This window comes from Pectobacterium nicotianae (assembly GCF_023272715.1).
GTDB lineage: Bacteria > Pseudomonadota > Gammaproteobacteria > Enterobacterales > Enterobacteriaceae > Pectobacterium > Pectobacterium brasiliense.
The window spans coordinates 3,656,346-3,674,960 of sequence record NZ_CP096821.1 but is presented as its reverse complement, the minus strand read 5'-3'; the positions used below and the strand labels follow the sequence as shown (position 1 = coordinate 3,674,960).

The window sequence follows — 18,615 nt, the reverse complement described above, 5'->3', positions numbered from 1 at the left end:
TGCTGTGTATCCCTCTGCTATGGGGATTAGGTTATCGGGGTCATATTCACCCAATTCTTGATATTTATAGGTGTGGCTTAACTAAAAATCCAACTTTTTTGAAATGTTTTGAAAATAAAAAATGTGACAATATTCTTACGTATTAAATAACTTAGCGACATTACCCTTCTAGTCTTATCATTACCACACTAATTATCATGTTAAATTACCATCTCTTAGCGCATTTTGTGGCGTGGCAATACGCCTTTTGTCCACATTTGAGCCGGAGGCGATGGGGGATACTTACCGTGAAGATAGCGTCTTTATCTATATTTGTTGTATCAATTTGTGTTTTTGTTAATGCGTGGCGTTAAACGAAACGTGTTGCCAGTAAAGTAATAACGAAGCGTGATAATCAATGACTTTTTCTTATGGTTGGTGCTGGCGGTGTCGGGTGTGGGGTTTGCAGATATGGCGTCTGGCGTAACGCTGGATATGAGAATTATTCTTGATATCACGGTCATCCCCATTACACTGCGGGCGATTGTTTTCATCAGAGAGACCAGGTTGTTATGGAGTTGCTCCGCATTGTTTACCAGCAGTACCGTTGGCCATTTCTGGCCGTTATCCTGTTAAGTTTGTTGAGTGCCGCGCTGGGCATTGGGCTTATTGCCTTTATCAACCTGCAATTGATTGAAACGGTCAATCAGTCGTTGAGCGTATTGCCACAATTTCTGGGCTTGCTGCTCCTCCTGATGGGCGTCACGCTGGTGTCGCAATTGGCGCTGACCACGCTGGGGCACCACTTCGTTTATCGTCTGCGTGGGCAATTTATCAAGCGTATTCTGGACACTAACATTGCCCGTATCGAACAGATCGGCAGTGCGCAGCTGCTTGCCAGCCTGTCCAGCGATATCCGCAATATCACGATTGCGTTTGTGCGTCTGCCGGAGCTGATTCAGGGCATTGTGCTTACCCTCGGTTCGGCCGCTTATCTGGCCTGGCTTTCCCCGAAAATGCTGGTGGTGACGTCCGTGTGGATTGCGATAACGCTCTGGGGCGGCTTTATGCTGGTTTCCCGCGTGTATAGCCATCTCACTAAGGTGCGAGAAGCGGAAGATCGTCTTCAGAAAGACTACGAAACCGTGATTAACGGGCGTAAAGAGCTGACGCTCAACCGTGAACGGGCACAGAAGCTGTATGAAGATATTTATCAGGCCAATGCGCAGGATTACCGACAGAACGTGATTCGCGCCGACACCTTTCACCTCAGTGCGGTGAACTGGTCGAACATTATGATGCTGGGCGTGATTGGCGCAGTCTTTTTCATGGCCAACAATCTCGGCTGGGCGGATACCAACGTGGCGGCGACGTACTCACTGACGCTGCTGTTTTTACGCACGCCAATGCTACAGGCCGTTGGCGCACTGCCGACGCTGTTGAGCGCACAAGTCGCGTTTAATAAGTTGAAACGTTTCGATTTGGCGGATTATCAGGAACCGTTCTCCGCTGCGGTTGCCCCTGCCGACTGGCACACGTTGGAACTGCGTGACGTGGTGTTTCGCTATGACGATTCCGGCTTTGAAGTCGGGCCGATCAATCTGGTGATAAAACGTGGCGAACTGGTATTTCTGATTGGCGGGAACGGGAGTGGAAAATCGACGCTGGCGATGCTGCTGACGGGGCTCTATACCCCGGTTTCCGGCTCGCTGCTGCTGGATAACCGCCCCGTTACGGCGGAAACGCGCGAGGATTACCAAAAGCTATTTTCTGCCATCTTTACGGATTTCCACCTGTTCGGACAGATGATGGGGCCGCACGGAACGGAGCCGGATACGGCGCTGGTCGATAGCTGGCTGGATCGTCTGAACATGCGGCATAAGCTGACGCTGGAGAAGCATCAGGTGATGAACTTACAGCTTTCTCAGGGGCAGCGTAAGCGTGTGGCGCTGCTGCTGGCCGTCGCCGAACAGCGGGACATCCTGCTGCTGGATGAATGGGCGGCCGATCAGGATCCGCAATTCCGCCGCGTGTTCTATCTTGAGCTGTTACCGCAGTTGCGTGCATTGGGGAAAACGATTGTGGCGATCAGCCATGACGATCACTACTTTGAACATGCCGATCGCCTGCTGGAAATGCATCAGGGAACGCTGTCAGAACTGACGGGCGACGCGCGTGAACAGGCCTCGCAGGATGCCGTGGCGCAGATTAGTCGGTAACGTTAATCAGCGCGGCGGAATGCCGCGCTGTGAGGCATCACACATCGTTAATGTGAAGTCTGACAGGCATATATTAATTCGTTGAATTCTGGGGCAGAATAAGCGCCAATGTTGGCAGGCTGCTAACAGAGTGGACGTTTTTTACTTACAGATCAGGCACCTGACGTATCTGGTCTGCCACTTAACTCAATAAGTTGGTATATGTTATGAAAAGGATGTTTAACGCATTATTCGTTGTTGTTTTTGTTTGTTTTTCGTCTCTGGCAAATGCGGCAGAAAACCTACCTAATATTGTTATTCTGGCAACGGGCGGTACGATTGCCGGTTCCGCTGCGGCCAATACGCAAACCACGGGGTATAAAGCGGGTGCGCTGGGCGTAGAGACGCTGATTCAAGCGGTGCCAGAGCTGAAAACGCTTGCCAATATTTCAGGCGAGCAGGTTGCCAGCATCGGCAGTGAAAATATGACCAGCGATGTTCTGCTGAAGCTGAGCAAGCGCGTGAACGAGCTGCTGGCACGCAGCGATGTTGATGGCGTGGTGATTACGCACGGTACGGATACGCTCGACGAATCGCCTTACTTCCTGAACCTGACGGTGAAGAGTGACAAACCGGTGGTCTTTGCCGCCGCGATGCGTCCGGCAACGGCAATCAGTGCTGACGGCCCGATGAACCTGTACGGTGCAGTAAAAGTGGCAGCGGATAAAAACTCTCGCGGCCGCGGCGTGCTGGTCGTGCTTAACGACCGTATTGGTTCTGCTCGTTTCATCAGCAAAACCAACGCTTCTACGCTGGATACCTTTAAAGCGCCAGAAGAAGGCTATCTGGGCGTGATTATCGGTGACAAAGTTTACTACCAGACGCGTCTGGATAAAGTTCACACCACGCGTTCCGTATTTGACGTGACCAACGTCGATAAACTGCCAGCCGTTGACATTATTTATGGCTATCAGGACGATCCAGAATACATGTATGACGCCGCCATCAAACACGGCGCGAAAGGGATTGTGTATGCGGGCATGGGCGCAGGTAGCGTATCCAAACGCGGCGATGCTGGCATCCGTAAAGCGGAAAGCAAAGGCGTTGTTGTTGTACGCTCCAGCCGTACCGGCAGCGGCATCGTACCACCGGATGCGGGCCAACCTGGTCTGGTTGCCGATTCTCTGAGCCCAGCTAAATCACGCATTCTGCTGATGCTGGCGCTGACAAAAACGACGAACCCCGCGGTGATTCAGGATTATTTCCACGCGTATTAATCGTCCGATCGGTTTGTAGTGTGATTAGCCCCGCTTTTAAACGCGGGGCTTTTTATACTCGTCATACTTCAAGCTGCAGGTGCGTTGGCGTCGTTCAGTCACCCGAATCACTTACTTGAGTAAGCTCATCGGGATGCCTTCGCTCGCCGCCTTCCTGCAACTCGAATTATTTAGGGTATATTTCCTGTCATTCCATTTTTACTTTTAGTTATTCAACTTTTCGTTTCCACTGAGAAGTCACTTCCCTCTCTGTTGATTTTATCGGTATGATTCAGCCCACGACAAAGCAGGTAATCACCCCTATTTATCTTTGATACCCGAAATAATTCGAGTGGCGGGACTGCCTACGTGCGTCCAGCTTGAAGTATGGCGGAGCGGGTGAATTAAAGAAGAAGGATACGTCATTACATGACACACCCCATTTTTATGGTTGGTGCCAGAGGCTGTGGGAAGACCACCGTTGGGCATCAACTGGCGCAGGCGCTAGGATATGACTTTGTCGATACCGACCTGTTTATGCAGCAGACCACCAATATGACGGTGGCTGATGTGGTTGCGCAGGAAGGCTGGCATGGGTTCCGCCAACGTGAAAGTCTGGCACTTCAGCAGGTGACGTCCAACCGCTGCATCGTCGCGACAGGCGGCGGTATGGTGCTGGCGGAAGCCAATCGGCGCTTTATGCATGATAAAGGCACCGTCATTTACCTCCACGCGGATGCCGAACTGCTGGCCCAGCGGCTGGAAGAAAATCCGCAGGATAACCAGCGACCGACGCTGACTGGTCGTCCTATCGCTGAGGAAATGGCTGATGTACTGGCCGCGCGCGAGGCGCTGTATCGCGGTGTCGCGCACCACGTCATCGATGCCTCACAAACGCCAGAAGCGATTGTGGCAAGCGTGTTGAAGGCACTGCGTCCGTCGGCAGCATAGGAAGGTGGACCGGGCACTGGCAAAATAATCACCAGTCAGTGTTACCGAACACCAACTTTCAATGAATAGATCGTGACAGTGGCTCGACTCTCCTTTTAAGATGAATTTCCTGAATTTTTTCGATGATAGGTGCCGCGCTATGCTGAATGTAAATGAGTATTTTGCAGGGAAGGTCAAATCAATCGGTTTTGAAGGCGACAGCATTGGCCGCGCCAGTGTCGGCGTCATGGATGCGGGTGAATACACCTTTGGAACCGGGCAGCCGGAAGAAATGACGGTGATCACCGGAGCATTGAAAGTACTGCTGCCAGGCGCACCGGATTGGCAGGTTTTCACACCGGGAGAAACGTTTTTCGTTCCGGGAAAAAGTGAGTTCAACTTACAGGTGGTCGAGCCGACCTCTTATCTGTGTAAGTATCTGTAATTTCTATTCTCTCTCTGTAGAGTAGATCATTCTCGCCGCGTTATGTACTACATAACGCGGCGTTTTCTTATGCGAGTCCTGCCTCATTCCCCTTTCTCCCCCCAACGCGGTTAGCGTCTTTCTCTGCCATTCTTCCCCTGATGGTAATAAATAATGCTGCAAAAATGTTAAGTAGCTCAAGTAATGAACGCAAAGGTATTTAAAAGGTATTATTAATTGGTATTTTAAAGGTGTACCTTACTCAGTCATGAAGGATGTAAATATGAAAACTACAGCAAAGCTGTCGTTCATGATGTTCGTTGAATGGTTTATCTGGGGAGCCTGGTTCGTTCCACTCTGGCTTTATCTGAGCAAAAGCGGATTTACGGCGGGTGAAATCGGCTGGTCGTATGCCTGTACTGCGATTGCCGCGATCTTGTCGCCGATTCTGGTGGGATCGCTCACCGATCGCTTCTTTGCCGCGCAAAAGGTGCTGGCAGTACTGATGTTCGCCGGGGCGATACTGATGTACCTGGCGGCGCAGCAAACGGAGTTTACATATTTCTTCCCGCTGCTGTTGGCCTATTCGTTGACCTACATGCCGACTATCGCACTGACTAACAGCATCGCTTTCTCGCATGTGGCCGATGTGGAGCGTGATTTTCCACGCATCCGGGTATTGGGAACCATTGGCTGGATCGCTTCCGGGATCGTCTGCGGCTTTCTGCCGACATGGCTCGGATTTAACGATATTTCGCCCACCAATATTCCTCTGCTGATTACGGCTGCCAGCTCCGCGTTGCTTGGCTTCTTTGCGTTTTTCCTGCCCAATACGCCACCGAAAAGTACCGGCAGGATGGATGTTAAAGTCATGCTGGGGTTGGACGCGATTGTGTTGCTGAAAGACAAAAACTTTCTGGTGTTTTTTGTCTGCTCCTTCTTATTCGCGATGCCGCTGGCGTTTTATTACATTTTTGCCACGGGCTTCCTCACCGAAGTCGGCATGAAAAATGCCACTGGCTGGATGACGCTGGGCCAGTTCTCTGAAATTTTCTTTATGCTGGCGCTGCCGTTTTTCACCAAGCGATTTGGTATTAAAAAGGTATTATTGCTGGGGCTAATTACGGCAGCGATCCGCTATGTCTTCTTCGTCTACGGCGACGCTTACCACTACTTCACGTATGCACTGCTGTTCCTCGGCATTCTGCTGCACGGCGTGAGTTACGATTTTTACTATGTGACCGCCTATATCTACGTTGATAAAAAAGCGCCGGTGCATATGCGTACTGCCGCGCAGGGGCTGATTACGCTCTGCTGTCAGGGATTCGGCAGCCTGTTGGGATATCGTCTGGGTGGCGTGATGATGGAGAAACTTTTTGCCCACGGTGAGCCGGTGAACGGCCTGACTTTTAACTGGACCGGCATGTGGCTGTTTGGCGCGGTGATGATCGCGATTATTGCGCTGATCTTCATCCTGTTTTTCCGTGAATCGGATAAGACGATCTCGACCATTGATGTAGACGGTGCAAAAAACAAGCATTTCAGTACAGAGGAAAGCAAATGAAACAAGAACGTATTCTCGGTGCCTTATACGGCCAGGCTTTAGGGGATGCGATGGGTATGCCATCGGAACTGTGGCCGCGAACGCGCGTGAAAGCGCATTTTGGCTGGATTGATCGCTTTTTACCCGGTCCGGCGGAAAACAATGCGGCGTGCTATTTTGGCCGTGGTGAGTTTACGGATGATACCTCGATGGCGCTGAGTCTGGCCGACGCCATCATTGAATGTGAAGGTGAAATCAATGCCGATGCGATTGGCCGGCACATCCTGCAATGGGCGGAATCGTTCGACGCATTTAATAAAAATGTACTCGGCCCAACCTCTAAAATTGCGTTGAAGGCGATTCGACAGGGCACGCCGGTCAGCGAGCTGGAAAATAATGGCGTCACGAACGGCGCGGCGATGCGGGCGTCTCCGCTAGGCTGCCTGCTGCCTGCGCACGATCTGGATGAATTCATCGATCAGGTGGCGCTGGCATCCAGCCCGACGCATAAATCCGATTTGGCAATTGCGGGAGCGGTCGTCGTTGCCTGGGCTATTTCCCGGGCGATCGACGGTGCCAGCTGGCAGGAGATTGTCGATGCGCTGCCGTCGGTGGCACGCCACGCGCAGGAAAAGCGTATCACGACGTTTAGCGCCTCCCTTGCCGCGCGTCTGGAGCTGGCGCTGAGTATCGTGCGTCGTGCAAACGGTACGGAAAGTGCCAGCGAGCAGCTTTATCAGTTGATTGGTGCGGGAACGAGCACCATTGAATCCGTTGCTACCGCCATCGCGATGGTGGAACTGGCACAGACCGACCCAAATCGCTGTGCGATTCTGTGCGCCAACCTTGGAGGGGATACCGACACGATCGGGGCGATGGCGACCGCAATATGCGGTGCGCTGCACGGGGTCACGGCGATTGATGCCGCGTTGAAGCAGGAGCTGGATGATATTAACCAGCTTGATTTTTGCCGCTATGCCAGCCTGCTCCAGCAATATCGATCAGCACGGGAGGTGTGATGAAGGCCAGCGAACTTGCCGCAAAACTGGATGGGCTAACGACACGTCAGCCGCTGACCATCATCGGGGCGGCGGTGATTGACGTGATTGCCGATGCTTACGCCCTGCCGTATCGCGGGTGTGATATCGAACTGAAGCAGCAAAGCGTGAATATTGGCGGCTGTGCCTTGAACATTGCCATCGCGCTTAAACGCCTTGGGATAGCCGCACAAAACGCTTTGCCCGTCGGGCAGGGCGTGTGGGCGGATATCATCCGTCATAGTCTGGAAAAGCAGAATATCACCACGGTGGTACAAACCGACTCGGGAGACAACGGCTGGTGTCTGGCGCTGGTTGAACCGGACGGTGAACGGACTTTTATGTCCTTCAGCGGGGTTGAGAACCAGTGGAGCGACAGCTGGCTGGCGTCGTTATCCGTCGCATCGGGGAGTTTGGTCTACCTTTCTGGCTATCAACTGGCGGCACCGTGCGGTGAACGTCTGGTGAGCTGGCTGGAAAATTTGCATAACGTCACGCCATTCATCGATTTTGGCCCACGTATTGCTGATATACCGGCAAGCCTGATGGCTCGCATTATGGCGCTTCACCCTGTGGTTTCCCTTAATCGTCAGGAAGCGGACGTGGCGGCGGACCTGCTCGGCGTGTCGGCTGATGTACAAACGCTGGGGCGAGCCTGGCAGGAAGCATACCGTGCTCCGGTGATTATTCGTCAGGACAAAGCGGGGGCGTGGTATTTCGATGCCGCTTCTGAGGGCATCGTTGCCCCGTTCCCCGCAACGGTGGTGGATACTATCGGGGCGGGGGACAGCCACGCAGGCGGGACGCTAGCCGGCCTGGCCGCAGGGTGGTCGTTGGCCGATGCCGTCACGCTGGGGAACGCCGTTGCTGCTTGTGTCGTGAGCCACCGTGGCGGAGACTGTGCGCCTACGCTGGCTGAACTGCGTGCGCGGTTACTCCTCGCAGACGAAAACGTATAGATCGCTGCGGCAATAGCTGATGCTGTACTCAATGGGCCGGTTCTGTGGGTCGAGTGCAATTTGCTTGATGACCAGAACCGGTACTTTATTATCAAGCTGGATGTGTGACTGAAACTCAGCATCGGGCATACGGGCGCTGACGCGGCTGCGCGTACGCTGCGGATTGATGTTCTGGCTACGAAAATAGTCATAAAGCGAGACGCCGATATCGTCAGCGTCAGCGATCAGATCAACAGGAACATACGATTCTTCAATCGAAACGGCGTCCTCATCCACATAGCGAATACGTTTCAACAGAAAAACAGGGGTGTCTGGCGCAATAGCCAACTGCTCGGCCACTTCCTTGCTGCTTTTTACGATCTGTTTGTTCACCCACAGCGTATTGGGCTTTTTGCCCCGCAGCACGACCTGCTGTGAAAATCCGCGCGCCTCTTTCAACGAATATTCAAAAATATTATTGATTTGCGTGCCGTAGCCGCGCACGCGGGTCACCACGCCTTCTTCTTCCAGCGTCTGCATCGCTTTGCGCACGGTAATGCGCGACACTCCAGCCAACTGGCTCAGGTCACGTTCTCCCGGCAGAATATTGCCATGTTCCAATGTGCCGCTGCGTACTGCATTTTTTACTGTTTCGGCAAACTTTAGGTAGAGTGGGGTATTGTCTGTTGCCGCAAAGCGCTGCGTAAGCTGTTCTATTAATCGAGTATGCGCGTGTTCCATTCTTCTCTGATCCTGATCGGCTTGCGTAGACGTCATAATACCACTGGTCTTATTACCTCTATACTGAAAATGGCAACCGCGTGTTACCACATAAAATAAAATGTTTTTAGTAATTTTTAGCATGTTGCTCTGTAATGAAAGTATCATCTATTCTTTGTAACGCTAATCATTAATTCCATATATGAGTTATTTTATTTAATGATTTTTATTAATTAACAGGGTAAAAGAATGTCACGATTATTAGGAATAATCCCTGATTTGTTAAAATGCAACACATTACGGCATGTGCTAATAATTTTACATTATGTGGTTAAGTAAGTTTTTTATTTTATTTATTTGCTTTAATTTGGGTGTTTATGTTGAATTTCCGATTGGAAATCCATTTGATGTCTTCTTTTTTATAAGAGTGTGGTTAAACGTAGTAACTATTTTTCTGAGTTTTAAGATAAATAGCGGTTGTTGAATGTGATCGCATTCAAGTTTTATTTTTCTCTGCCGTTATGGATAGTATAACTATTCTACGCAAAGAGTATTTTATGCTGAAAACGACCCGCTCCCGCATCCTTGCGGCCTGTTCGACCATTGTTGTGCTTTCACTTGTTATCAATACCTTTCTTAATTACACCATCGCCAATAACGCGAATAAGGAATCGATCCAGAATACGCTGAATGCGGTAGCCACTAGCCATAGTATTGCGATTAGCGACTGGGTTGCTTCTAAAACGCTGATGATTTCTGCGTTGCACGACCGTGTCATCACCGATGAGGATCCGATTCCGCTGTTTAAACAGATTGCGGCATCCGGCGGACTCCTGAATGTGTACATGGGTTATGCCAATGGCACGGCCAAGTTTGCCGATTCTGGCGGTATCCCTCCCGATTACAACCCTACTGTCCGGCCCTGGTATCAGCAGGCGGTGAAAGAGGGCAAACCGCTGGTCACTGCCCCTTACGTTGATGCGGTGACGAATACGCTGGTGGTTTCTTTCGTTGCTTCCGTGGTGGAAGGCGGAACGGTCAGAGGCGTCGTCGGTAGCGACGTCACGATGAAAAGCGTGATTGAAAACGTCAAAGCGATTAACCCAGCCAAAGATAGCTTCGGTGTTCTCATCGAGCGTAGCGGTCTGATCATTGCTCACCCGGATGAAAAACTGACGCTGAAAAATATCACCGACATTGCCCCTGGGATTGATCTGAACGACATTCTTTCAGCCGATAGCGCCCGTGATGTGGATTTTTCTGGCGTGACAAAGCTCGTGGTGGCAAAACCCATTGCGGGCACGAACTGGTTCATGCTGGTGGCGTTGGATAAAGCTGAAGCGACAGCGGGCATGAATTCTCTGCTGTCTACCTCTGTTATTACGCTAGTTGTTATCGCGCTGCTGGGCACGCTGGTGATTGGTTTCATCATTGCGTCTGCGCTCAAGCGTCTGCTGCAAATTCGCGACGCAATGGATGATATCAGCAACGGTAATAACGATCTGACGCAACGTCTGCCGGACGAAGGGCATGATGAAGTGGCGCAAATTGCCCGCTCGTTTAATATCTTTGTCGACAAGATCAGTCAGGTCATGATGCAGATTCGCGATATCAGCGCATCGCTTCAGGTGGCAGCGGATGAAATCTCGGCGGGGAACAACGATCTCTCTGCGCGTACTGAATCTGCGGCATCGAGCATTCAGCAAACCGCAGCCTCGCTGGAAGAAATTTCTGCAGCGGTCACGCAGTCGGCAGGTTCTGCGCAGCAGGTTAACGCGAAAGCGCTGCTGCTGTCGAAAGATGCCGGTACAGGCGGAAAAGTAGTCTCCGATGTGATTGTCACGATGGAAGAGATCGTGGTCGCGTCTGGCAAAATCGGCGATATCATCGGCGTGATCGATGGCATTGCATTCCAGACCAACATTCTGGCGCTTAACGCCGCGGTAGAAGCGGCGCGTGCGGGTGAACAGGGCCGTGGTTTCGCCGTGGTTGCTGGTGAAGTTCGCAGCCTGGCACAGCGCAGCGCGCAGGCTGCAAAAGAAATTAAAGAGCTGATTGAATCGACGGTCTCCAGCGTGACGTCTGGCTCTGTGCAAGTTCGTCAGGCCAGCGACACGATGAATGAAATTGTCGGCGGCGTCTCTACGGTGAGTTCGGTGATGTCTGAAATCACACATGCGGCTGATGAGCAAATGCGTGGCATCAACGAGATCAACAAAGCGGTCGCGCAGTTGGATTCGATGGTGCAGCAAAACGCCGCGCTGGTGCAGGAATCTGCTGCTGCGTCGGGTGCGTTGCAGACACAGGCTGAAGAACTGAACGCCGTTGTCGGAGCATTCCGAGTCTAACGGGTTCAGGCACTAAAGAGGTATTGCCCACCGGACATTGGCGGGCAATCACCGACTGCATTAACGATCGACTGTATTAAAAATCGACAGCATTAACGTTGGGCTTCTCCGCCCAGTGCTTCAATCAGATTCGCAATCAATGCCGCCAGCTCGCTGGTCATCAAAATAAAATCGGCATCAAACCGCTGAGCAAAATCTTCCCGATCGATATCGTCGTTTTGTTCCCGCAGCGTATCGGAGAACTTCAAGCGTTTTACCGAACCGTCCTCGGACAAGACCAACTGAATCCGTTCCTGCCAGTCCAGCGCCAGCTTGGTGACCAGTTTGCCTGCTTCAATGTGTACGGCGATTTCATCGCAGACCAAATCCTGTTTTTTACAGCGGATAACGCCGCCGTCTTCCAGAATGGCTTTCAGTTCTGCTTCATCCTGTAGCGCGAAACCTGCCGCTGGCTCACCGGAGCGAACCCACTCGGTCAGCGTCAGCTCGATAGGGTTTTCCATCGTCAGCGGCACAACGGGCAGCGAGCCCAGCGTTTTACGCAGCAGCGCCAGCGTATCTTCCGCTTTTTTGGCGCTGGCGGCATCGACCATAATCAGGCCGTTAACCGTATCGATCCACAGCCAGACTTGGCTGAAACGGCTGAATGCACGCGGCAGCAGGCTATGCAGTACTTCATCTTTCAGCGAGTCTTTTTCGGTTTTTTTCAGCTTGCGGTGCTGCTCCGCTTCCAGACGCTCGATTTTGGCCTGAAGGGTTTGCTTGATGACAGGGGAAGGCAGGATTTTTTCTTCTTTGCGGGTGCAGATAACGATTTGCCCATTAACGACGTGCGTTAAGGCATCGCTATGGGATCCCATCGGCGATACCCAACCCGTTTTCATCATATCCTGACTGCCGCACGGGGTGAACGCGAAAGCGCTGAGCCGTTTTTCCAGTTCGTCCGCAGACAAAACGTTATCTTTGGACAGCACGCTGTCCCGGCTTAGGCGGTAAATCATTAAGTTCTTAAACCACAACATGGTGTTATCCCTGACTGGGCGCGCAGGTTTGCACGCGGGTTTGTAATGTTGCGCGCATGATAACGAATTCGAAGCGGTTATGTGGAATAAAATACCGGGATTCAGAGGAATACCTATCACGCTTTGAATGGCAGTTGATTGGTTTCTCTGGTTATACCCGTCATACTTCAGCTGCATGTGCGTTGGCTGCACGACTCGAATTATTTAGGGTACTTATCCCTATAAGAACGTTTTCAGGTCGGTGGCGAATTGCCTCGGGCCTATTTACAACACGCGGGGAGACATCATGAGAATCGGTATCGATCTAGGCGGGACGAAAACGGAAGTCATTGCGCTGGATGATGAGGGGCAGGAACGTTTTCGGCAGCGTATGCCGACGCCAAGAAATGACTACCCGGAAACGCTGCGGACTATCGTCACGCTGGTGGAAATGGCTGAAAAAGCCACCGGCTCTCGCGGCAGCGTCGGCGTGGGGATCCCCGGTACGCTGTCGCCGTTTACCGGTAAGGTAAAAAATGCCAACTCCACCTGGCTCAACGGTCAGGCGCTGGATCTCGATCTCGCCACGCTGCTGAATCGGCCCGTGCGAGTTGCCAATGACGCAAACTGTTTCGCGGTTTCAGAAGCGGTTGACGGTGCCGGGGCTGGGAAGCAGACCGTCTTCGCCGTCATTATCGGAACCGGCTGCGGGTCGGGTATTGCGCTGAACGGCCAGGCACACGTCGGCGGCAACGGTATTGCGGGCGAGTGGGGACATAATCCACTGCCCTGGATGGATGACGATGAGCTGCGCTATCGGCAGACGGTTCCCTGCTACTGCGGTAAGTCTGGCTGTATTGAAACGTTTATCTCCGGCACCGGATTTGCCGTGGATTACCAGCGCCTGAGCGGCCAGCCGCACAAGGGCGAGGCCGTTATTGCCTTAGCGGAGCAGGGCGATCCCATTGCAGAACTGGCATTACAGCGCTATGAACATCGTCTGGCAAAATCGCTGGCGCATGTGATTAACCTGCTCGACCCTGATGTCGTGGTGCTGGGGGGCGGAATGAGCAACGTTGCTCGCCTCTATCAGACCGTGCCGGAAAAAATTAAACCGTGGATCTTCGGCGGTGAGTGCGAAACGCCCGTACTTCAAGCCATACACGGCGATTCCAGCGGGGTACGCGGAGCCGCCTGGCTTTGGCCGAAGACGAAGTAATTGCAGATCGAATGATGGCTACACGGCGTACTGCGGCGCCAGCCGGCTGACGCCCAGCCCGTTAATCTTCTGCACTTTGATCTGTACCGGAATACGCTCTTTCATGGCTTCGACATGGCTAATGACGCCGATGGTTTTACCGGAGGCGTTTAGGTTATCGAGGGCATCCAGTGCGATATCCAACGTCTCGGCATCCAGCGTGCCGAAGCCTTCATCCAGAAACAGCGAGTCGATGCTGGCTTTGTGGCTGACCAAATCGGAGAGTGCCAGCGCCAGCGACAAACTCACTAAGAAGCTCTCGCCGCCGGACAGCGTACGCGTATCACGCTCTGCGTCCGCTTGCCAGGTATCCATCACCAGCAGCTCCAGATCGTCACCGGGTTTCCGTTTTAACATATAGCGTCCATGCAGGCGGGAAAGCTGGAGATTGGCGAGATAAACCAGATGGTCCAACGTTAGCCCCTGAGCAAACTTACGAAATTTATGCCCGCTTTGTGAGCCGATGAGCGTATTAAGACAGCTCCAGTCGTCATACATTTGCTGACTTTGGGCGATCTCATTGAGCAAATCCTGCTGATTCTGACGCTGTTGTTTATCGTCAGCCAACTGACGCTGGAACTCGCCCTGTTGCCGCAGGTTGGTTTTCAGTGTTTCATCCAGCGCTATCAACTGCTGCTGTACCGCTTCCTGTGTGATGTCTTCCATCAGGGAAGCGGGGCGCTTTTGTTGATGGGCGAGCAGCTCACGTTCAGCCTGCTGGTTAAGTGCCGCCGCCTGCTGCAAACGCTGATACAGTTCTTCCTTCCATGCCTGCAACGTCTGGCGTTCCTGCTCATCAAGCAGCGCATTGAGGAACGTGGTTTCATCGGCGAAAGTGCTTTGCTGCAACGCCTGAGTAAAACGTTCGATCGCACTCTCATGCTGGCGTGTGCTCTGTTCATACTGCTGTTGCGTGCTAGCCAGTTCTCCCGTCAGACGGCTTAACGTCGTTTCGGTGTGCTGACGAGCTGACAGGGCTAGTCTGAGTGCATCGTCGTACTGCTGGCTGGTGCGCTGTAGCTGTTCGCGCACGGTAGCGATCTGCCTGTCCCCAAACAACACCAGCCGCGCTTGTTGGCTCGCGTTAAGCAACGCAAGGTGCTGTTCCAGGTGCTGTTGCTGCGTTTGGAACTGCTGTTTTGCCTCGGTCACGCTGCGATTCAGATGCTGAAGATCGCTTTCCAGCGTGGCTAATAGAGGAACTAAGCGAGATTGCTCCTGCTCTTTGGTTTTCCAGTCTTGCCACTCGTTCTCGCGCTGAGCCAGCCAGTCATTCTGGGCATCGGCCTCCGGCAGAGGAAGGTTTAAGGTTGCCAGCGTCTGCGTGATTTCCTGAGTATGCTGCGTGATCTGCTGGTGCACGTTTTGCAGCGATTGATCGATTTCTTGCTGCGTAACGTTTAGCGAGGCTTGCTGCTGGGTATTCAGCGCGATTTTCTGGTCGAGTTCCCGCTGCAATGCCTCTGCGGTAGTCAGTAAATCCTTACTTTCCTGCCACTGTTTTTGCAATTGCTCGCGTGCGGTAATCTGCTGTCGAATATCCTGTTCTTCAGCTTCATTTTGCGCAAGCCAGGCTGCGATCTCATCTGGCTGTTCCAACGTGTAGTTAACTTGTAAGCGCTCACTGACATCTTGCCACTGTTGCAGCAGGGCGTGATGTTCGCTATCGATCTGAGCGATTTCCTGTTGCAACAATTCCCGCTGTTGCGCTAGCGAGGCCAGCTGTGCGGTCGTATTCGCCAGCGCTGTCGTTAACTGGTTCACGTCCTGCTGTAGCGCCGTCAGGCGCTGCTGGGTTTCAGACGGTTGCAGCGCCTGATAGCGTTCAATAGCGGGATGCTCGGTTGAACCACATAGCGGACATGCTTCTCCGGCCTGTAACCGCTGACGTTCGGCTTCCAGCTTAACGATACGCTCTTCCTGCCGATACACCGTTTCCAGATCGACCAGATGCTGGCTGCGCTGCTCATGCTCGGATTGCTGCTGTTTCTTTAAGATTTCTGACTGGCTAATATGCCCTTGTACCTCATTCTGTTTGGCGAGGTACTGCTGCTTGCGAACATGCAGACGCTGGAACTGGTCGCTGATTGTCGCGAGTCGTTGGCGTTCAGCATGCTGGTCAATGCGTTGATTAAACTGCTGTTGCAGGACGGAAAGCGGCTGGTGCGCTTCCTGCTGTTGCCGTGTCTCATCGTGTTGCATGAACTGCTGACGGGCTGTATCAACGACCGCTTGTTGTTCACGCTGCTGTGCCGCCAGAGTCAGAGTCTCTTGCTGTAGCGTTGTCGACTGTGCTGTATGTTGCGCCTGTTTTTGCTTCAGCTTCTCTTGCTCGTCCTGAAGCTGGCGCAGTTGGCGAAACTGGGTGCGCCACAGAGGAAGTTGTTCTCCCCACTGCTGATGGTGCGCGTGTTGCTGGCGGTAAGACTGGATCTGTTCAAGCTGCTGTGTAGCCTGCTGCTGTTCCGCTGCCGTCTGGGTTTGTTTGCTTTCATCGGCGTGCAGACGAGCCTGCGTTTTTGCCAGCTCGTCCTGTTGCTGCGCTTTTTGCTGCTCCAGCGTGGCAATGCGATGGTCAAGTGGCACAACCTGTTCGTTGATCACCTGCTCTTGCTGCTGCCGTACCCGTTTGTGCTCACTAACATCCCGCTCTGCTTTTTCTTCCTGTTGGCGTAGCGCGGTTAACGTCACCTGTTCGGCGGCCTGCTTCCCGGTCAGTTGTTCAATACGCTGTGCCAGCGTGAGAGATTCCTGTCGGTAGCGCTCTCGTTCCTGATGTAGTGGCCTCAGTTTTTCTGCTGGTTCGCTGTGAGTTAACCTGTCGAGCTGCGGTTTAGCCTGCTGAATGGCGGATTCGGCGCTTGCATGTTGCGCCTGCGTATTGGTTTTCTGCGTGTGCTGCTGCGTCAGTTGCTCAAACCAGCGCAGCGTAGTCAGCGCTTGCTCACGTTCGACGTTGCCCCGTTGCTCCTGCTGGATCAACTCGGCAAGCTGTTCTTCCACCTGTTGGCGCTGGTCGTCGGTTAAAAGCTGAATGCCAGATGCGCGTGCCTGTAACGTGCTCAGTGCGACGTTTGCCTGCTTGTGCTTGTCATAGACGCGTTCGGAAATCAGGCCGTAAATGTCCGTGCCGGTCAGCTCTTCCAGCAGTTCCGCGCGGTCGTCTGCTTTAGCGTTGAGGAAGGCGGCAAACTGCCCCTGAGACAGCATCATGGATCGCGTGAAGCGGCCGAAATCCAGCCCGGTGAGCTGCGTGATCATCTCTTTCTTATCATTGAGCTTTTCACACAGAATTTTGCCGTCTTCAATGAGCGCGAGTTCGGCTTTGGGAGACTGCAAATTGCCGTCTGGGGCATTTCTTGCCCGACGCTGGCTCCAGAAGGCGCGATATCCGACGCCTTTAACTTCAAACTCGACTTCAGCAAGACACTCAGCGGTGTTACGCGTCATCAGGTCATTCTGGCTGGCGGAAAGCAGGCCAAGTCGTGGTGTTTCGTGGTACAGCGCCAAACAGATCGCATCCAGCAGCGTGGTTTTCCCCGCGCCGGTCGGGCCGGTAATGGCAAATAAGCCGTTGCTGGAAAATGGCTCCTGCGTGAAATCGATCTTCCATTCGCCTTTCAACGCATTAAGGTTTTTTAAGCGCAGACTGAGAATCTTCATTTGGCCGTCTCGCTATTGTCCAGTTCATCAATAACCTGATTAAACAGCGTGCGAACCCGCTGTTGGCGACTGTCTTCCATATCTGTCTCCGTGACCAGACGACGTTCAAAAACGTCATGTACGCTCAGTTCGTTTAGCGTTTCCTTGTCCTGTCGGGTAATAGCCTGCAGGCGTTGTTCACGGGTGCGGCGCAGCAGCAGTACCTCCACGGGCAGGTTCTCGGTCATCGCCTGAATGCGTTTTTGCATGTTGCTCAGATAATCCTGCGTGTTGATTTCAATATCCAACCACACAGGCTTATCGCCCTGATAGTTCTTGAAGGTGGCCAGCTGTTGTTCAATGTCGCTCAGGCTACCTTTAATCAGCTGCATCGGCTGAGTCATGGGAATCGGCAGGATGTCTATTTTCGGTGGCACGTCAGGTGCAAAGCTCACCAGACAGACGGATTTCTCGCTGTTTAGCTCATCAAAGCTCAACGGGATGGGCGAACCGCTGTAGCGAATATGTTCGCTTTGGGTCACGCGTTGCGGGCGGTGAATATGGCCGAGCGCGATATAATCCGCAGGGGGAAAAGCCTGAGCAGGGAAGGCATCGAGCGTACCAATATAGATATCGCGTACGGATTCTGAGGCGGTTGCGCCAATCGTCGTCAGGTGCCCGGTTGCGATAATGGGCAGCGGCAGGCCAAGTTCGTCGCGTTTTTGACAAGCCAGTTGGTAACACTGCTGGTAGTGCGCGGTAATCGCTTCCTGTAGCGCCAGCTGTTTTTCATCCCCGGATTGCCCGGCTTTGCTGGTCAACACATCACGTGGACGTAAAAACGGAATCGCGCAGAGCAGGGCTCCGGGCTGTTTTTGACGGTTTTCTAGCAGGAGCACCTGTTGGGCTGGATCGTCGCTGGCGCAGGCAATCACTTGCGTGTTCAGACAGGCCAGCAGCTCGCGAGATTCATTTAGCATCGCGACAGAATCGTGGTTACCGCCGAGAACGATGAGCTGGCAGCCTGTGCGCTGTAGCGCGACCACGAAGCTATAATACATTTCCCGCGCATAGCTGGGGGGCGAACCGTTATCAAAAATATCGCCAGCAACGATAATGGCATCGACCTGATGGTGTTCCATCTGAACAATAAGCCAGTTCAGAAAAGCCTGATGCTCAGCAGCGCGGCTTTTGGTATAAAAATATTGTCCTAAATGCCAATCGGCGGTGTGGATAATGCGCATCGTGTTCTCTCGATATTCATACCGCGTGGCGGTGGATGACGTTGTCATTATTTATTATGTGAAAGGGTGTGTCGTCGCTCTGGTGCTTTGTCATCGT

Annotated in this window: 13 protein-coding genes; 9 read left to right on the top strand and 4 right to left on the bottom strand. The window is 52.8% G+C overall.

The window, feature by feature from the left end:
* Window positions 1-551 precede the first annotated feature (551 nt).
* From MYB54_RS16445 to MYB54_RS16415, 7 genes are all read left to right on the top strand, one after another.
* Window positions 552-2,198: a multidrug ABC transporter permease/ATP-binding protein gene (locus MYB54_RS16445; RefSeq protein ID WP_205541354.1), complete on the top strand. Its 1,647-nt coding sequence runs from the start codon at window positions 552-554 to the stop codon at window positions 2,196-2,198.
* A 206-nt stretch (window positions 2,199-2,404) separates the two neighbouring features.
* A complete protein-coding gene (locus tag MYB54_RS16440; RefSeq protein WP_043901824.1) occupies window positions 2,405-3,454 on the top strand; it encodes a type II asparaginase in 1,050 nt (349 codons plus the stop codon).
* Between the two features lie 408 nt (window positions 3,455-3,862).
* Window positions 3,863-4,384, top strand: a complete 522-nt coding sequence (gene aroL, locus MYB54_RS16435; RefSeq protein ID WP_014914494.1) for a shikimate kinase AroL — start codon at window positions 3,863-3,865, stop codon at window positions 4,382-4,384.
* A 139-nt stretch (window positions 4,385-4,523) separates the two neighbouring features.
* Window positions 4,524-4,808 carry a pyrimidine/purine nucleoside phosphorylase gene (gene ppnP / locus MYB54_RS16430; RefSeq protein ID WP_005975968.1) on the top strand — a complete coding sequence of 95 codons (285 nt, stop codon included), beginning with the start codon at window positions 4,524-4,526 and terminating at the stop codon, window positions 4,806-4,808.
* A 262-nt stretch (window positions 4,809-5,070) separates the two neighbouring features.
* On the top strand, window positions 5,071-6,351 hold the full coding sequence (locus MYB54_RS16425) for a nucleoside permease (RefSeq protein ID WP_248721064.1): 1,281 nt from the start codon (window positions 5,071-5,073) through the stop codon (window positions 6,349-6,351).
* Window positions 6,348-7,349 (top strand): ADP-ribosylglycohydrolase family protein, encoded by a 1,002-nt coding sequence (locus MYB54_RS16420; protein WP_014914496.1) that lies wholly within the window; start codon window positions 6,348-6,350, stop codon window positions 7,347-7,349. Before MYB54_RS16425 ends, MYB54_RS16420 begins: the two co-directional genes overlap by 4 nt.
* Window positions 7,349-8,326 (top strand): PfkB family carbohydrate kinase, encoded by a 978-nt coding sequence (locus tag MYB54_RS16415; RefSeq protein ID WP_248721063.1) that lies wholly within the window; start codon window positions 7,349-7,351, stop codon window positions 8,324-8,326. The genes MYB54_RS16420 and MYB54_RS16415 overlap by 1 nt, the downstream gene beginning before the upstream one ends.
* Here the strand turns inward: MYB54_RS16415 and MYB54_RS16410 are convergent.
* Window positions 8,300-9,046, bottom strand: a complete 747-nt coding sequence (locus MYB54_RS16410; protein WP_010281787.1) for a GntR family transcriptional regulator — start codon at window positions 9,044-9,046, stop codon at window positions 8,300-8,302. The two genes, MYB54_RS16415 and MYB54_RS16410, sit on opposite strands and share 27 nt — an antisense overlap.
* 536 nt (window positions 9,047-9,582) lie before the next feature.
* Here MYB54_RS16410 and MYB54_RS16405 point away from each other — a divergent pair.
* The gene (locus MYB54_RS16405; protein WP_039497326.1) at window positions 9,583-11,373 is read left to right on the top strand and encodes a methyl-accepting chemotaxis protein; all 1,791 of its coding nucleotides are present in this window, start codon (window positions 9,583-9,585) and stop codon (window positions 11,371-11,373) included.
* Window positions 11,374-11,465: 92 nt separating this feature from the next.
* Here MYB54_RS16405 and rdgC read toward each other — a convergent pair whose 3' ends face one another.
* Window positions 11,466-12,395: a recombination-associated protein RdgC gene (rdgC, locus tag MYB54_RS16400; RefSeq protein ID WP_010281791.1), complete on the bottom strand. Its 930-nt coding sequence runs from the start codon at window positions 12,393-12,395 to the stop codon at window positions 11,466-11,468.
* Window positions 12,396-12,681: 286 nt separating this feature from the next.
* On the opposite strand from rdgC, the gene mak reads away from it, so the two are divergent.
* The gene (mak, locus tag MYB54_RS16395) at window positions 12,682-13,593 is read left to right on the top strand and encodes a fructokinase (RefSeq protein WP_039497328.1); all 912 of its coding nucleotides are present in this window, start codon (window positions 12,682-12,684) and stop codon (window positions 13,591-13,593) included.
* An 18-nt stretch (window positions 13,594-13,611) separates the two neighbouring features.
* On the opposite strand, the gene MYB54_RS16390 is transcribed toward mak, so the two are convergent.
* Window positions 13,612-17,295 (bottom strand): AAA family ATPase, encoded by a 3,684-nt coding sequence (locus MYB54_RS16390; RefSeq protein WP_248721062.1) that lies wholly within the window; start codon window positions 17,293-17,295, stop codon window positions 13,612-13,614.
* Complete coding sequence (gene sbcD, locus MYB54_RS16385; protein ID WP_205592533.1) at window positions 17,292-18,518, bottom strand: exonuclease subunit SbcD; 1,227 nt, start codon at window positions 18,516-18,518, stop codon at window positions 17,292-17,294. Before sbcD ends, MYB54_RS16390 begins: the two co-directional genes overlap by 4 nt.
* Window positions 18,519-18,615 lie beyond the last annotated feature (97 nt).

What these genes read in the sequence shown, in the direction of transcription:
- MYB54_RS16425 (WP_248721064.1), top strand. Translation starts at nt 5,071, where the DNA reads ATGAAAACTACAGCAAAGCTGTCGTTCATGATGTTCGTTGAATGGTTT.
- MYB54_RS16445 (WP_205541354.1), top strand. Translation starts at nt 552, where the DNA reads ATGGAGTTGCTCCGCATTGTTTACCAGCAGTACCGTTGGCCATTTCTG.
- MYB54_RS16420 (WP_014914496.1), top strand. Translation starts at nt 6,348, where the DNA reads ATGAAACAAGAACGTATTCTCGGTGCCTTATACGGCCAGGCTTTAGGG.
- MYB54_RS16415 (WP_248721063.1), top strand. Translation starts at nt 7,349, where the DNA reads ATGAAGGCCAGCGAACTTGCCGCAAAACTGGATGGGCTAACGACACGT.
- MYB54_RS16405 (WP_039497326.1), top strand. Translation starts at nt 9,583, where the DNA reads ATGCTGAAAACGACCCGCTCCCGCATCCTTGCGGCCTGTTCGACCATT.
- ppnP (WP_005975968.1), top strand. Translation starts at nt 4,524, where the DNA reads ATGCTGAATGTAAATGAGTATTTTGCAGGGAAGGTCAAATCAATCGGT.
- MYB54_RS16410 (WP_010281787.1), bottom strand. Translation starts at nt 9,046, where the DNA reads ATGGAACACGCGCATACTCGATTAATAGAACAGCTTACGCAGCGCTTT.
- MYB54_RS16440 (WP_043901824.1), top strand. Translation starts at nt 2,405, where the DNA reads ATGAAAAGGATGTTTAACGCATTATTCGTTGTTGTTTTTGTTTGTTTT.
- rdgC (WP_010281791.1), bottom strand. Translation starts at nt 12,395, where the DNA reads ATGTTGTGGTTTAAGAACTTAATGATTTACCGCCTAAGCCGGGACAGC.
- MYB54_RS16390 (WP_248721062.1), bottom strand. Translation starts at nt 17,295, where the DNA reads ATGAAGATTCTCAGTCTGCGCTTAAAAAACCTTAATGCGTTGAAAGGC.
- aroL (WP_014914494.1), top strand. Translation starts at nt 3,863, where the DNA reads ATGACACACCCCATTTTTATGGTTGGTGCCAGAGGCTGTGGGAAGACC.
- mak (WP_039497328.1), top strand. Translation starts at nt 12,682, where the DNA reads ATGAGAATCGGTATCGATCTAGGCGGGACGAAAACGGAAGTCATTGCG.
- sbcD (WP_205592533.1), bottom strand. Translation starts at nt 18,518, where the DNA reads ATGCGCATTATCCACACCGCCGATTGGCATTTAGGACAATATTTTTAT.